A 16,309-nucleotide genomic window follows, 5' to 3' on the forward strand; every position below is an offset into this window, starting at 1 on the left:
GGAGGCACGCGCATGGACGCCTGGCTGTTCCCGGGGCAGGGATCGCAGGCACGCGGGATGGGAGCGGACGTCCTGGCCCGGTACCCCGACCTGGTACGCCGCGCGGACGAACTGCTCGGGTACTCCGTACGGGAGCTGTGCGAGCGGGATCCGGACCGCCGGCTGCGGGACACGCGGTACGCCCAGCCGGCGCTGTTCGTGGTGCACGCCCTCACCTATCTCGCGCGCGTCGACGACGGCGGGGCCCCCGACGTCGTCGCCGGCCACAGCCTCGGCGAGTACGGCGCACTCTTCGCCGCCGGCTGCTTCGACTTCGACACCGGGCTGCGTCTGGTGCACGAGCGCGGCCGGCTGATGGGCGAGGTGACCGGCGGCGGGATGATGGCCATCATCGGGCTCCCGATGGAGCAGCTCGCGGCGGAACTGGCCGAGGACGCGCTGCGGGTCCTCGACGTCGCCAACCACAACGAGCCCGCCCAGGTGGTGATCTCCGGGCCGCAACCGGCGTTGCGGGTGGCGGCCGACCGGCTCGCCGGACGTGCCGGGGTGCGGTGCGTTCCGCTCAACGTGAGCGCGCCGTTCCACTCCCGCTACATGGCCGACGCGGCGGCCCGGTTCGCCCGGGTGCTCACCGGTGTGACGTTCCGCGAGCCACGCCTGCCGGTGATCTCGAACGTCACCGCCCGGCCGTACCCGCCGGGCGCGGTGGCCGACCTGCTCGGCCGCCAGATCCGCAGTGCGGTGCGGTGGTGGGACACGGTGCGGTGGCTGCGGGAGCACGGCGTCACCGGCGTGGCCGAGCTGGGCCCGGGCACCGTGCTCAGCCGGATCTGGCGCACCGCCGAGACGGTCCCCGCCGCCGCGCCCGCCGCCGGTCTTCCGGCACGCGTCGCCACGGCCCCGGCGCCCTCGGCCCCGGCGCCCTCGGCGTCCCCGGCTCCGGCGTCCCCGGCCGCTGTCGCGGGGCCGCCGGCCGTGCCCCGGCCGGTGCGCGCGGAACTGCTCGGCTCCGCGGCGTTCCGCCGCGCCTACGGCGTCCGGTACGCCTATCTGAGCGGCTCCATGTACCAGGGCATCGGCTCAGTCGACCTGGTGCTCCGGATGGGCCGGGCCGGTCTGCTCGGATTCTTCGGCGCCGGTGGCCTCACCCTCGACGAGATCGACGACGCGCTGGGTGTCCTCGGCCGCGAGCTGGGGCGCGGTGGCCCGTACGGCGCCAACCTGCTGCACGCCGTGGACGACCCCGACCACGAGGCCGCGGTGGCCGCCCTCTACGTGCGCCACGGCGTGCGGTTCGTCGAGGCCGCCGGCTACACCGGGATCACCGCGCCGCTCGTGCACGCCCGGTTCGCCGGCGCCCACCGCGACGCCCACGGCCGGCCGGTGGCGGTCCGCAACGTCCTGGCGAAGGTGTCCCGCCCGGAGGTCGCCGAGAAGTTCCTCCGCCCGCCGGAGGAGTCGCTGCTGCGGCGGCTGGTGGACGACGGCCGGCTGACCACCGCCGAGGCCGACGTGGCCCGTGAGCTGCCGGTCAGCGCGGACGTCTGCGTCGAGTCGGACTCCGGCGGGCACACCGACGCCGGGGTGGCGCTGACACTGCTGCCGACCATGTCCCGGCTGCGCGACCGGGTCGTCGCCGAGTACCGCTACCCGGAACGGCCCCGCATCGGCGCGGCGGGCGGCCTGGGCGCACCGGAGGCGGTCGCCGCGGCGTTCACGCTGGGCGCCGAGTTCGTCGTCACCGGGTCGGTCAACCAGTGCAGCCCGCAGGCCGGAACGTCACCGGCGGTCAAGGACATCCTCGCCACGCTCGACGTGCAGGACACCACGTACGCGCCGGCCGGCGACATGTTCGAACTCGGCGCACGGGTGCAGGTGGTGCGCAAGGGCACCCTCTTCCCGGCCCGCGCGAACCGGCTCTACCAGCTGTACCGCCAGCACGAGTCGCTCGGCGACATCGACGCGCGGACCCGCCGCACCATCGAGGACACCTACTTCCGCCGGTCCTTCGACGAGGTGTGGGACGAGACGCGGCGCTATCTGCAACGGCGGCACCCCGAGCAGATCCCACGGGCGAACCGGCAGGAGAAGCACCGGATGGCCCTGGTGTTCCGCTGGTACTTCGTCCACTCCAGCCGGATGGCGCTGCGCGGGGTCCTGGACGAGCGCGTCAACTTCCAGATCCACACCGGCCCCGCCATCGGTGCCTTCAACCGCTTCGTCGACGGCACGGATCTGGCCGACTGGCGCGATCGGCACGTCGACGTCATCGCCGAGCGCCTCATGGAGGGCGCCGCCGCCCTGCTGGGCACCCGGTACCACCAGTTCACCGAAGGAGCGACAGGATGACCGACCAGAGTCCGCCCCCCATTCCCTCGGCGCAGCACCAGACGTCGCTGAGCCCGCACGAGATCCTCCACTCCGCCAACTCCGGCATGATCGTCGAGCGGGTCGGCCAGCTGCGCAACGAGTTCCGCTCCGAGGGGCGCACCTTCGCCCGGGAGATCGCCGAGTACATCAACACGAAGCAGGTCGGAGTGGCCAGCGCGTTCGTGTACGAGGAGACGTTCGGCGTCAAGGACCGGATCCACTGGTTCATCCACATGTCGTCGATGGACCAGTACGAGACGCTCGTGCACATGGGCGACAGCGACGAGTCGTACCGCAACACCTTCTCCCGCAACTACATCCCCGAGGAGAAGGGCGGCGGGACCTGGGCCCGCCTGTTCCTGGACGGCAGCCTGCGCGAGACGGTGCTGCTGCCCCAGTTCTGGGGGATGTACGGCACCCGCACCGAGCACGGCGCCGAGGAGCACAGCGAGGTCTTTCGCTCCCAGGGCAACAGCACCCTGCCCGGCGCGCAGGCACAGACCGACATCCCGGCGGACCAGATCATGCACTCGGCGAACGCCGGGATCGTCATCCACCGGACCGCGGAGATCGTCTACGACTTCCGCTCGGAGGCCCGGCAGTTCGCCCGGGAGGCCGCCGACGCCATCAACCGCAACCTGCCGGGGGAGGCCACCGCCTTCCTGTACGAGGAGGCGTTCGGCACGCAGGACCGGATCCACTGGCTGATCCACCTCAAGTCGTTGGCCACCTACCAGCGGCTGCTCGAGCTGCACGTGCGGGACGCGAGCGTGCGCGACATCTTCTTCCGCCAGCGCATCGAGCCGGAGCGGGGCGGTGGCAGCTGGGCCCGGATGTTCGTCCAGGGCTCGATGACCGACACCGCCCTCACCCCGCAGCACTGGGGCATGTACGCCACCGCCCCCGAAGCGGGCCGCTGACCTGCTGAACACCCCCGGCGCCCGGTTGCTCAGTTATGAGCAGCCGGGCGCCGTCGTCGTGATTAGCGTCCCTGACCAGCGTCGGAAGTGGCGTCACACGAACCGCGGGCCGGCTCTGCGCCGCATGCGGGACGTGCTCTTTCCTCGTACAGGAGGAGAAGTGGAACCACGCGGTGGGGCACACGATCGGCAGGCTCCGGCCGGACCCGGCGACGGACCCGGCGGACCGGCGGCGGCGCGACTGACCGAGGTCCTCGCGGCGGTGCTGCCGGACGGACCCCCGCCGGCCTGGGGCGTCCCGCTGCGGGCGGCGGGCCTGAGCTCCGTCGCCACGGCACGGCTGGTGCTCGAACTACAGGTGGCCTTCGGCGTCGAGGTTCCGATGGAGCGCCTCAGGCCCGGCACCACCCCGGCCGACCTGCTGGAGCTCGTCACCGCCGCCGGGACCGGACCGGATGCGGCCGGCGCGCTCAGTCCGCTCACCGCCCGGCCCGCCGACCGGTGGCAGCCCTTCGACCTGACGCCGCTGCAGGAGGCGTACGTCTTCGGCAAGGACCCCGACCTGACCGACGACCCGGTCGGCTGCCACCTCTACCGCGAGTTCGTCGTGCCGGACGCCGACACCGGCCGGCTCGGCGCGGCGTGGGCGCGGGTCGTGGCCCACCACGACATGCTCCGCATGGTGGTCGAGGCGGACGGCCGGCAGCGATGTACCGAGGACGTGCCGCCGTCCGCCGTGGTGGTGCACCCGGCACAGCCCACCGCCACCGCGTACGCCGAGCGGGTCGCGGCCGTCCGTGACCGCCTCGGCGCCCTCCGGTTCGAGCCCGGCGACCGGCCGATGCACGCCGTCGAGATCACACCGGGCCCGGACGGCGTGGCCACCGTGCACGTCGCGATCGACGCGATGCTCGTCGACGGGCACGGCATGGCACTGCTGCTGGACCACTGGGGTCGCTGCTACGCCGACCCCGCGGCGGACCTGCCGGCGGCCGCGTTCACCGCTCGCGACGCGCTGCTGGCGCTCGCGGAGCAGCAGGACACCGACGCCTACCGCGCGGATCTGGAGTACTGGACCGACCGGCTGCGCGACCTGCCGCCCGGACCGCTGGCCGGCCTGCGACCGGCGCGGGAGAACCTGGCCACCCGCCGGGTGCTGACCGGTCGCGTGGGCGCCAGGCAGTGGCGGGTGCTGCGCGCCCGGGCCGACAGCCTGGGGGTCTCCGCGACGGCCCTGGTCCTGACCCTGTTCTCCGAGACACTGGCCCGGCACGCCGGTCGCACCTCGTTCTCGCTGGTGCTGACCACCAGCAGCCGGCCGCAGCTGCCCCGGGACGCCGACAAGCTGATCGGGCCGTTCACCGACACCAGCGTGTTCGTGACCGGGGCCATGACCGACCTGCCGTTCGGCGATGCGGTACGCGCCGTGCACGAGCAGCTCTGGACGGACCTGGGACACCGGACCGTCTCCGGGGTCACGGCCCTGCGGGAGCGCCGGCGCCGCGACCGCACCGCCGCCGACGTGGCGTTGCCGGTCGTCTTCACCAGCCTGCTCGACGTGGGCCCCGCGCCGGACCCCCACGGTTTCGCCGCCGCGGTGACCCACGCCTCCAGCCGTACGTCGGGTGTCGTCCTGGACCACCAGATGTGGGAGCAGGACGGTGAGCTGCGCCTGCGGTGGGACATCGCCGCCGGCCGGTTGCCGGCCGGGCTGCCGGAGACGCTGTTCTGCGCCTTCCGCACCGCGCTGGAGGCGGTCGACGACGGGGACGACGTCGAGGTCCGGCCGCTCAACGAGCTTCAGATGGCCTACTACGTGTCCCGGGCCACCGACGGCGGCGCGCCGTGGAACGGCTGCCAGGTCTATCACCGCTTCGATGTCGAGGACCTCGACCTCGACCGTCTGGAGGCCGCCTGGCTGCGCCTGGTGGCGGCGTACGACCCGCTGCGCAGCGTGCTCGCCCTCGACGGGCACCTGCACGTCAGCGCCCGGCCGCCACGCTGGTGGTGGATCCCGGACATCGACCTGAGCGGTGAGCCGGATCCCGAGGCGGTCCACGCGGCGATGGCGCGGGAGATGGTACGGACGGCCTTCCCGCTCGGCCGCGCGCCGCAGTGCGAACTGCGCGTGACGCGTACCGCGCCGGGCCGGGCCTCGCTGCACCTCGCCCTCGACCTCGTGCTGCTCGACGGGCGCAGCATGCACGTGCTGTTCCGTGAGCTGCTGCGGTGCTACGCCGACCCGGACGCGTCGCCGACGCCGCCCGTACCGGCCGAGGAGTACCTCCGGGCGCAGGGGGAGCGGCAGCCGCCGGCGGGGGACGGCCACTGGCCGGCGTACTGGCAGCGGCGTTTCGCGCAGCTGCCGCCCGGTCCGGCGCTGCCGGTCGCCCCGGACGCGGCGGACCGCCGCCGCCGTCGCCTCCAGGGCCACGTCGACGGGTGGCGGTCGGTGCGGGCCTGGGCCGCCGCGCAGGGCGTGACGCCGGACGCGCTGCTCGTGGCGGCGTTGACGCGCGCGCTGGCAACGGAGTTCGAGGAGCCGTTCACCGTGCCGGTGGTGCGCTGGACCGAGGAGGCCGAGCCGTACCGGCCGGGGGAGTTCACCGCCCTGAGCTGGCTGACCGTGACGCCGGGAGACGACCGCGCCCTGATCGCGCTCGCGCGGGACGCGCAGGCGCAGATCCGGGCGGACGCGCAGGCGCCCGCGCTGAGCGGCCTGGCCGAGCTGCGCCGGATCGTGATGCGGCAGCGGAGGTCACGTCCCTTCGCGCTGCCTGTCGTCTACACGTCCGTCCTGGAACTGGCCGATCACCCGCTGCCCGGCGGCGTCACCGCCGGACCGTGGCTCACCTGCACCCCGGACGTGTCTCTGGACAGCAACGCCGTCGACGACGGCGACCGGCTCAGCTTCTTCTGGGACGTCGTCGACGCCGACTTCGCCGAGGGGTCCGCCGACCGGCTCTTCGCCGGATACCGGCGCGGCATCGCCGAACTCGTCACGGCCGCCGCCGCGCCGGCGGCCACCGTGGACCGGGACACCGTCGTGTACGCCTGGAACGACACCTCGGTCCCGTACGTCGCCGACGGTCCGGCGCACCTGCTGTTCGAGGAGCAGGCCCGTCGTCGCCCGGACGCCGTCGCGGTGCGGTCCACCACCGGCACGCTCAGCTACGGCGAGCTGAACCGGGACGCGAACGCGATCGCCTGGCGGCTGCGAGACCTCGGCGCGGGCCCCGGCACCGTGGTCGGCATCGCCCTGCGGCGTGGCCCCGGCATGATCGCGGCCGTCCTCGGGGTGCTCAAGGCCGGTGGCATCTATCTGCCCGTCGAGCCGGGACTGCCGTCGGAGCGGGCCGGGTTCATGCTGGCCGACGCCGGTGCCGCGTTCCTGCTGACCGGGTCCGCCACCGAGGGCTGGAACCTGCCGGACCAGGTGCGGCGCGTCGACCCGGAGGCGCCCGCGGCCGGCCCGCCGGAGACACGTACGGATCCGCCACCGGTCAGCGGGCCGGACGACATCGCGTACGTCATCTACACCTCGGGCAGCACGGGCCGGCCGAAAGGGGTGGCGGTCGCGCACCGCGCGGTGCTGAACCTGCTCAACTGGGCGTACCGGACCTTCGCCTTCGACGAGCGTGATCTCGGGCTGTCGGTCACGTCCCTCGGCTTCGACCTGTCGGTCTTCGACATCCTCGGGCTGCTCGGGCGCGGCGCCGGCCTCTACGTCGCCGACGATGCCCAGCAGAAGGACCCGGAACTGCTGCTCGACGTGCTGCTCGACGAGCCGGTGACCTTCTGGAACTCCGCGCCGACCACGCTGCACCAGCTCGCGCCACTGCTGCCCGCGCGCGTCGGTGACCCCGGCGCCACCGACCTGCGGCTGGTCTTCCTCAGTGGTGACTACACCCCGCTGACCCTGCCCGACCAGGTCCGCGACGTGTTCCCGAACGCGCACCTGGTCAGTCTGGGCGGGGCCACCGAGGCCACGGTGTGGTCGAACTACTTCCGCATCGGGTTCGTCGATCCGCGCTGGCGCAGCATCCCGTACGGCCGCCCGATCGACAACTCGCGCTACTACATCCTCGACGACGACCTGGAGCCGTGCCCGGTCGGCGTGGCGGGCGATCTCTACATCGCCGGGGACTGCCTCAGCGCCGGGTACTGGCGCCGGCCCGGGCTGACCGCGGAACGCTTCGTCGCGGACCCGTTCGCCCGTACGCCCGGTGAGCTGATGTACCGCACCGGCGACCTGGCGTCCTACTTCCCGGACGGGACGATGTGCTTCCTCGGCCGCTCCGACCACCAGGTCAAGATCCGCGGATTCCGGGTGGAGCTGGGCGAGGTGGAGCACCGCCTGCGCTCGCACGAGACCGTCCACGACGTCGTGGTGCTCGCCCGGAGCGACGCCGCCGGGGACAACAAGCTGGTCGCCTACGTCATCCCCCGCCCGGGCCCCACGCCGGCGGTGCGTGACCTGCGCGCGTACGCCGCCGAGGCGCTGCCCGACTACATGGTGCCGAACGTCGTCGTCTTCGTCGGCGAGTTCCCGGCCACCTCGAACGGCAAGCTCGACCGGGCGGCGCTGCCGTGGCCGGTCGAGTCCGGCGTGGCTCCGGCGTCACCGGCACCCCCGGGCACCGGGATGCCCGAGGCGGCACCGGACCTGCCCGAGGCGGTTTCGGCGACGCCCGAGACGGTTTCGGGAACGGCCGAGGCGGCGCCGGAGACGGCCGGCAGGATCCGGGTGGCCGATCTCGCCGCCGAGATCGCGGCCATGTTCGCCGAACGGCTCGGCGTCGCGCACGTCGACGTCGAGTCGGACCTGTGGGACCTGGGCGCGACGTCCTTCACCATGGTGCAGGTCTCCGGTGCCCTGCAACGCCGCCACCGGGAGCGGATCCCGGTGTCGGTCCTGCTCTCCGAACCCACCGCCACGGGCATGGCGCGGCATCTGGCGCCACGCCTCGGCGCGGCCACCCCCGTACCTGATTCCGGGGCCGACGGGCCGGTCGCGGCCGAGGGGACGGTCGCCGCTCCGGCCACCGCGCCGGAGCCGGTCGCGGCCACCGCACCGGTCGCCCCGCCCGAGCCGGACGTCGCCGAGCGCCTGGACTTCTTCGACGCCGGCAGTCGCGCGGCGTTCAAGGCCACCCGCGCGCACCTGCGCCCGCCGGAGGCGGGCGACGTACGCCGGGCGCTGCCCGACCTGCGGCCGGCCGACGAGCACTACCGGTGGCGGCAGAGCCGTCGCGAGTTCCGGTCCGGCCCGGTGCCGCACGACGCGTTCGCCCGCCTGCTCAGCCTGTTGCGCACCGTCGAGACCGGAGAACGGACCCGGGCGCTCTACCCCTCGGCCGGCGACACGTACGCGGTCCAGGTCCACCTGGTCGTGCATCCCGGCGGCGTGGCCGGGGTCGAGCCGGGCGCCTACTACTACTACCCGGTCGAGCACGCCCTGCGCCTGATCGGACCGGCCGGCCCGGGCCGGGCCGCGCACTTCCACTACAACCGTCCGCTGGCCGACCGCGCCGCGTTCGAGATCTACCTCGTCGGCCGCCGTCCGGCCGTCGAACCGCTCTACGGCGAGGACACCGACCGGTTCCTCGCGCTGGAGGCGGGGTATCTCGGTCAGCTGCTGATGATGGCGCAGCCGGCCACCGGCATCGGCCTGTGCCCGATCGGCGGGGTCGCTCCCGACCCGGTCCGCACCGCTCTGCGGCTCGACGACGGTCACCTGTTCCTCCAGGCGTTCCTGGCCGGCCCGGTGGACATCACACCCACCGCCACCGCCGAGGGCGGCCGCCCGGCGTTCTGCGCGCCGCAGCCCTCGCCCGCCGTACCGGCCGGGCCGGGCCCGGAGATCGCCGTCGTCGGCGTGTCCGGACGCTATCCGGACGCCCCCGACCCGGAGCGGCTGTGGGACAACCTGGCCGCCGGCCGGGTGTCGATCGCGGCGCCGCCGGTCCACCGGGCCGGCATCGCGCACCGGCCGCGTCCGGCGGACGCGCCGCCCGTGCCCGGCGGTTTCCTTCCCGACGTGGAGGGCTTCGACAGCCTGGCCTTCCACATCTCGCCGGCCGAGGCCCGCACCCTCGACCCGCAGCTGCGGCAGTTGCTGGAGGTGGTGGCGGAGTGCTTCGACAACGCCGGCCACACACCGGCGGACCTGCGCCGTACCGCGCCGCGCATCGGCGTCTTCGTCGCCCTGATGTGGCACGACCACCAGCACGTGGGCGCCGACGAACTGCGGGCGACCGGCCGCACCCGGACCTCCGCGGTCGCCTCGGACATCCCGAACCGCATCTCCCACCACTTCGGTCTCGCCGGTCCCAGCCTGGCCGTCAACACGTCCTGCTCGTCGTCGCTGACCGCCCTGCACCTGGCCGTGCAGAGCCTGCGCCGGGGCGAGTGCGACGCGGCCGTGGTCGGCGCGGCCAACCTCTTCACCCACCCGTACCACCTGGAACTACTGGCCGGTCTGGACCTGCTCACCGACGGCGGCGCCCTCGGCGCCTTCTCCGCCGAGCACGCCGGCTGGTCGCCCGGCGAAGGGGTCGGCGCGGTGCTGCTGCGGCCGCTGGCCGACGCCGGCCGGGACGGGAACACCGTGCACGGCGTCATCGAAGGCACCTGGGCGGGCCACGGCGGCCACACCGGCCGCTTCGGCGCGCCGTCCGCGGACGCGCTCGGGGACGCCATGACCGCCGTACTGGCCGACGCCGGGCGCACCGGCGCCGACATCGGGTACGTCGAGTGCGCGGCCGCCGGGGCGGCGATGACCGACGCCGCGGAGCTGGAGGCGCTGGGCCGGGTCCTGGCCCGCGAGCCGCTGCCGGCGGCGGTGCCGGCCGGCACGATCAAGTCCGCCATCGGACATCTTGAGGCCGCCTCCGGGCTGTCCCAGCTCACCAAGGCGCTCCTGCAACTGCGCCACGACCGGCTCGCCGCCACCGCGGTCGCCGACCGGGTGAACCCGCTCGTGTCGTGGGACAGCCTGCCGGTGCGGCTGGTGCGGCACACCGAGGACTGGCCGGCGGGCACGCCGCGCCGCATCCTGGTCAACGCGATCGGCGCGACCGGCTCCTCCGCGCACGCGGTGCTGCGGGCGCCCGACCCGGTCGCCGCCACGCCCCGCGCCGGCGAGGACCAGCCGGTCGTCCTGTCCGCAGCCGGCCCGGACGCGTTGCGGGAGTACGCCCGGCGCCTGCACGAGCGCCTGCTGCGGGTGACCGGCACCCCGGACGAGCCGGCGCTCGCCGACGTCGCCCTGACCCTGCTGGCCGGTCGCCGCGACCGGCCGCACCGGCTCGCCGTCCGCTGCGCCGACCTGGCCACCCTCGTCGACGCCCTCGGCGCGTTCGTCCGTGACGCGCCCCATCCCGCCCTGCGCCGGACCCCGGCGGACCCGCCCGACGCGGTGGACCGGTGGCTGAGCGGCGAGGACGTGGACCTGCACCCGCTGGTCCCGGCCGGCGCCCGGCGGGTGCCGCTGCCGTCCGCGCCGTTCGAGCGGCCCGAGCCCGCCTCCGCGCCGCCCGCGGTCACCGTGGACCACACCCGGATCGAGGACCTGCTGCGGCAGCGGTTCGCGCAGGTCAGCGGCATACCGCTGGAGCAGGTGCGGCCCACCGTGCCGCTGGAGCACTACGGCCTGACGTCGTACCTGGTCACCGAGCTCAACGCCCACCTGGAGCGGGACTTCGGCGAGACCTCGCGGACCCTGTTCTTCGAGCACCGGAATCTCGCCGGCGTGGCCGGCCATCTGGCCGCGCGCGCCGCGTCCGCCGTACCACCGGCCGTGTCCGCGGCCCCGCCGGTGCCGGAGCCGGTGGCCGCGCCGGGCTCCGACGACATCGCGATCATCGGGCTGGCCGGACGCTATCCGCAGGCGCCCGACCTCGACCGGTTCTGGCAGGTGCTGGCCGACGGACTGGACTGCGTCGGTCCGCTGCCGGCCGAGCGCGCCCGGCCCGGGTGGCCGGTCGACCTCATGCGGGGCGGCTTCCTCGACGGCGTGGACCGGTTCGACCCGCTGCTGTTCGGCATCACGCCGCGTGACGCCGACCTGATGGACCCGCAGGAGCGGCTGTTCCTCCAGACCGCCTGGGAGACGCTGGACGACGCCGGTTACCCGCGTTCCCGGCTGCGCGCCCGGCACGGCTCGCGGGTCGGCGTGTTCGTCGGTGTCATGCACAACGAGTACCCGTTCTTCGGCGTCGAGCAGAGCCTGGCGGGCCCGCCGGTCGACGCGGGCTCGACCGTCGCGGGCATCGCCAACCGCGTGTCGTACGCCTTCGACCTGCACGGCCCGAGCCTCGCCGTCGACACCATGTGCTCCTCGTCGCTGACCGCTGTGCACCTGGCCGTGCAGAGCCTGCGAGCCGGCGAGTGCGAGGTGGCACTGGCCGGCGGCGTCAACCTCTCGCTGCACCCGAACAAGTTCCGCCAGCAGCGACGGATGGGCATGACCTCCGGCGACCACCGCTGCCGCGCCTTCGGAGCCGGCGGTGACGGGTTCACACCGGGGGAGGGCGTCGGCGCGGTGCTGCTCAAACCGCTGCGCCGGGCCGTCGCGGACGGTGACCGGATCCACGCCGTCATCCGGGCGACCGCTGTCAACCACGGCGGTCGCAGCAACGGCTACCTGGTGCCGGACCCCGTCGCCCAGGGCGACCTGATCCGGGCGGCGCTGGACCGGGCGGGCGTCGACCCCGCGACGATCGGTTACGTCGAGGCACACGGCACCGGCACCGCTCTGGGCGACCCGATCGAGATCGCCGGGCTCAGCCGCGCGTACGGGGACCTCCCCGCCGGTTCGGTCCCGATCGGCTCGGTGAAGTCCACGATCGGTCATCTCGAGGCGGCGGCGGGCATCGCCGGCCTGACGAAGGTCGTGCTCCAGATGCGGCACGGCCGGATCGCGCCGTCGCTGCACGCCGCCGAGCTGAACCCGGGCATCGACTGGGACCACGTCCCGTTCGCCGTGCAGCGGACGGCTGCCGACTGGCCGGACGGCCGTACCGACCGCGCCGGCCGGCCGGCGCCGCGCCGCGCGGGGATCAGCGCGTTCGGCGCCGGCGGGAGCAACGCCCACGTCGTCGTCGAGGCGTACGACGACGTGCCCGCCGCCGCCCCCGACGCGGCCGGCCCCCAGCTCGTGGTGCTGTCCGCCCGCGACGAGGAACGGCTGCGGGCGGTGGCCGACCGCCTGGTGCGGTTCCTGCGCGCCGCGGACCCGGCGCCGGCCGACGGCGTGCTGCTGCGCGAGCTGGCCGGCATCGCCGCCGGGCGCCTGCCGGACGGCGCGCCGGACGCCGCCGACCCGAGCCGGCTGGCCCGGTGGCTGCTGGCACGCGCGACGGCCGGCGACGCCGCGAGTCCCGGACGGCTGGCCGACATCGCCTACACGCTCCAGGTGGGTCGCGAGCCGCTGCGCGAGCGTCTCGCCGTGATCGCCGCCGACGTCGCCGGCCTCGCCGCGCAGCTGGAACGCTTCCTCGCCGGTGACGCGACGGGCGTGCTGCGGGGCCGGGCTCCGGCCGGAGCGGCACCGCTGCGCGTCGGGCCCGACCCGGCGGAGGTGCCGCTGCCGACGCTGGCACAGCAGTGGGTACGCGGAGCGGACGTCGACTGGGCCCGGCTGCACCCGTCCGGGCGGCGCCTGGTCGCGTTGCCCTCGTACCCGTTCGCGACCGTCCGGTGCTGGCTTCCGGAGGCCGCCGCCACGCCCGCCGTCCCGCCCCGCGCCGCGCCCGCGGTGCCGCTGTACGGCCGGACCTGGCAGCCCGTCGCCGCGCCGCCCGCGGAGGATCCGGATGCCGGCACCGTGATCTGCCTGCACCGGGCCCCGTCCGCCCGCCTCGCCGCGGAGCTGGCCGGCCTGCTCGGCCGGGACCGGACGGTCCTGGTGGCCGTCGGCGGGCCCGGCGGCGACACCGGCGACGCTATTCCGGGGACCGTCCACGACATCCTCGACCGGCGGCCGGACGTGCGCGGATGGATCGACCTGTGCGACGTGGACGACGGCCCGGACGACGACGGGTGGGCAGGCCGCCTGGCGATGGTGCAGCACCTCGTCGACAGCAGGCCCGGCGTGGACCTGCGGATCGTGCACGTCACCCGAGGGCTCCAGGACCTGCCCGGCGCCGAACCCCGGCGGGCCGGCGCCCGCCTGACCGGCTTCGTGCGGGTGCTCGGCGCCGAGTACCCCACGGCGTCCGCCTCCGCCGTCGACCTGGACGGCACCGGTCACGAGGCGGCGGCCCAGATCGTCGCCGAGTGGGCCGCGGCGGACGCGTCCACGGAGGTCGCGTACCGGGCGGGGGTCCGGTACGTCCCGGGCGTCCTCCGGCTGGAGCCGGCCGCGTCCCCGCCGCGCCTCGACCCGGACCGGGTGTACGTGGTCACCGGGGGAACCCGGGGCCTGGGTGCCGCGGCGGCCCGGCGGCTCGTCCGGCTGGGCGCGCGCAACCTCGTCGTGACCGGGCGGCGTACCCTTCCACCCAGGGAGCGGTGGGACCACCCGGCCGACGCGGCGACCGGCGAGGCGGTGGCGCACCTGCGCGAGCTGGAACGCTCCGGGGCCCGGGTGGCGGTCTTCTCCGGCTCGCTCGCCGAGCGGACCCGGCTCGCCGCCTTCCTCGACGAGGTACGGGCGACTCTCGGACCGATCGGCGGCGTCGTGCACTGCGCGGGCACCAGCTCACGCGGCGCCGTGTCGCTCGGCCGTCGTGACCTCGCGGACATCCGGGCGGTCGCCGAACCCAAGGTGGACGGCCTGGAGGTGCTGGCCGAGCTGTGCGCCGCCGACGAGCCGTCGTTCTTCGTGCTCTTCTCGTCCGTGTCGGCGAGCGTGCCCGCCCTGGGCGCCGGAATGGCCGACTACGCCGCCGCGAACGCCTTCCTCGACCTCTACGCCGGATATCAGGTCCGGTCCGGCCGCCCGTGGTTCCGGTCCGTCGACTGGCCGGCCTGGACCGGCAGCGCGTCCGGCCCCGCCGCGGCGCGGGCCTGCGAGCGGGCCGGGCTGCACGCGCTCAGCGAGGAGGACGGGCTGGCGGTGCTGGAACAGGTCCTCGCCCTGCCGCCGGCCACGGTGCTGCTGCCCTGGCGGGGCCGCGTACCCGGCTTCGACCCGCTCGACCTGATCGGCGCCCGTACCGTCGCCGGGTCACCGGCCGCGGCGCCCCCGGCGACCGCGCCGCCGGCTTCCGGCACGGCGGTTCCCGGTACGGCGGAGGCGTCACCCGTGCCGCAGTGGCTCACCGGCCTGTTCTGCGCGGTGCTGGGCACGGCGCCGTCCGACCTGGATCCCGCCACGCCCTTCGACGAGCTGGGCGTCGAGTCGATCATGCTCGGGGAACTGCTGGAGCGGCTGGAGGACCGACTGGCCCGCCGCCTGGAGCCGAGCACCCTGCTCGACCACGACACGCTGGAACGGCTGGCCGCGTACCTCGCCACCCTGACCCCCGCCGCGCCGGCCGCCGTCGCCACCGGCCCGGCCGTCGCGGTGCCGAGCGCCGCGCCCGCCCCGGCGGACCGCCGGATAGCCGTCGTCGGGATGGCCTGCCGGTTCCCGGGGGCGCCGGACACCGCCACCTTCTGGGACAACCTGGTGGCCGGCCGATGCGCGGTCGACGAGGTGCCGCCGGCGCGCTGGGACGTGACGTCGCTGTACCGGCCCACGCCGGCGCCCGGGCACAGCATCAGCCGGTGGGGCGGCTTCCTCGACGGCATCGAGGACTTCGACCCGGACCACTTCGGCATGACCGCCGACGAGGCCCGCCACCTCGACCCGGCCATCCGGCTGTTCATGGAGGGCACCGTGGCGTGTCTGCGGGACGCCGGCTATCCGGAGGCCGAGTTGCAGGGCCGCGACGTGGGCGTCTTCGTCGGCGCCCGGATGTCCGGCTACCGGCGGCGGTACGGCAGCGGCGGCGGCCTCGGCGGCGACCAGAACTTCATCGCCGCGCGGGTGGCCCACCAGTTCGACCTGCGCGGTCCCAACCTCGTGGTCGACAGTGCCTGCTCCTCGGCGCTGGTCGGGGTGCACCTGGCCGTGCAGAGCCTCCTGTCCGGCGAGTCGGAGTTCGCCCTCGCCGGAGGCGTCGACGTCCTGCTCGACGAGGAGCCCTATCTGGAGTTCAGCGCCGCCCGGGCGTTGTCGCCGTCGGGCCGGTGCCGCACCTTCGACGAGCACGCCGACGGGTTCGTGCCCGGTGAGGGCTGCGGGGTGCTGCTGCTGCGCCCGCTGGCCGCCGCGATCGCCGCCGGTGACCGCGTCCACGCCGTCATCGACGGCGTCGCGGTCAACAACGACGGCCGGACGATGGGCCTGACCACGCCGAACCCGGCTGCTCAGGCCGCCGTCGTACGCCGGGCCCTGACGGTCAGCGGCCGGCGGCCCGACGACATCGCGATGATCGAGGCGCACGGCACGGCGACCATGATCGGCGATCCGATCGAGCTGCGGGCGCTCACCGACGTCTACCGGGAAGCCACCACCCGCAGCGGCTTCTGCGCCATCGGCAGCGTCAAGTCCAACATCGGTCACCTGCTCAGCGCGGCCGGCATCGCCGGCCTGATCAAGGTGATCCTGTCGCTGGAGCACGGCACGATCCCACCGACGCTCTTCTGCGACGTGCCGAACCCCCGCTTCGACTTCGGCGCCTCGCCGTTCTTCCCCAACACCGAGGCCCGGCCCTTCCCGGCCGGCGTCCGGCGATCGGCCGGGGTCAGCGCCTTCGGCCTCGGCGGGACCAACGCCCACCTGATCGCCACCGCCGTCGAACCGGCGGACCGCGCCGGAGCGGCCGTGACCCGGACGCCGCTGCCGCCGCCGGAGTTCCAGCGGCGCCGCCACTGGCTCGACCGCGCACCGGCGTCCGCCCCGCCGCCGTCGAACCGCGGGACCGCCTCCCTTCTCGACCTGCACTTCCTTCCGGCCGCCCCGGACTCCTTGACGGGACGCTCCCACCCGCGGCGACAGTCGGCCGGCTCGCACAACGGCACCTGAG

General features: G+C 74.9%; 3 protein-coding genes. All 3 read left to right on the top strand.

All coding sequences use genetic code 11. The features are described from left to right. Positions 1-12: 12 nt before the first annotated feature. A complete protein-coding gene (gene fabD / locus GA0070562_RS05755; protein WP_091416418.1) occupies positions 13-2,349 on the top strand; it encodes an ACP S-malonyltransferase in 2,337 nt (778 codons plus the stop codon). Next, positions 2,346-3,290 carry a DUF6039 family protein gene (locus tag GA0070562_RS05760; RefSeq protein ID WP_091416421.1) on the top strand — a complete coding sequence of 315 codons (945 nt, stop codon included), beginning with the start codon at positions 2,346-2,348 and terminating at the stop codon, positions 3,288-3,290. The genes fabD and GA0070562_RS05760 overlap by 4 nt, the downstream gene beginning before the upstream one ends. 160 nt (positions 3,291-3,450) lie before the next feature. Next, positions 3,451-16,308, top strand: a complete 12,858-nt coding sequence (locus GA0070562_RS05765) for a non-ribosomal peptide synthetase (protein WP_217493415.1) — start codon at positions 3,451-3,453, stop codon at positions 16,306-16,308. Position 16,309 lies beyond the last annotated feature (1 nt).

Source organism: Micromonospora tulbaghiae (genome assembly GCF_900091605.1).
GTDB lineage: Bacteria > Actinomycetota > Actinomycetes > Mycobacteriales > Micromonosporaceae > Micromonospora > Micromonospora tulbaghiae.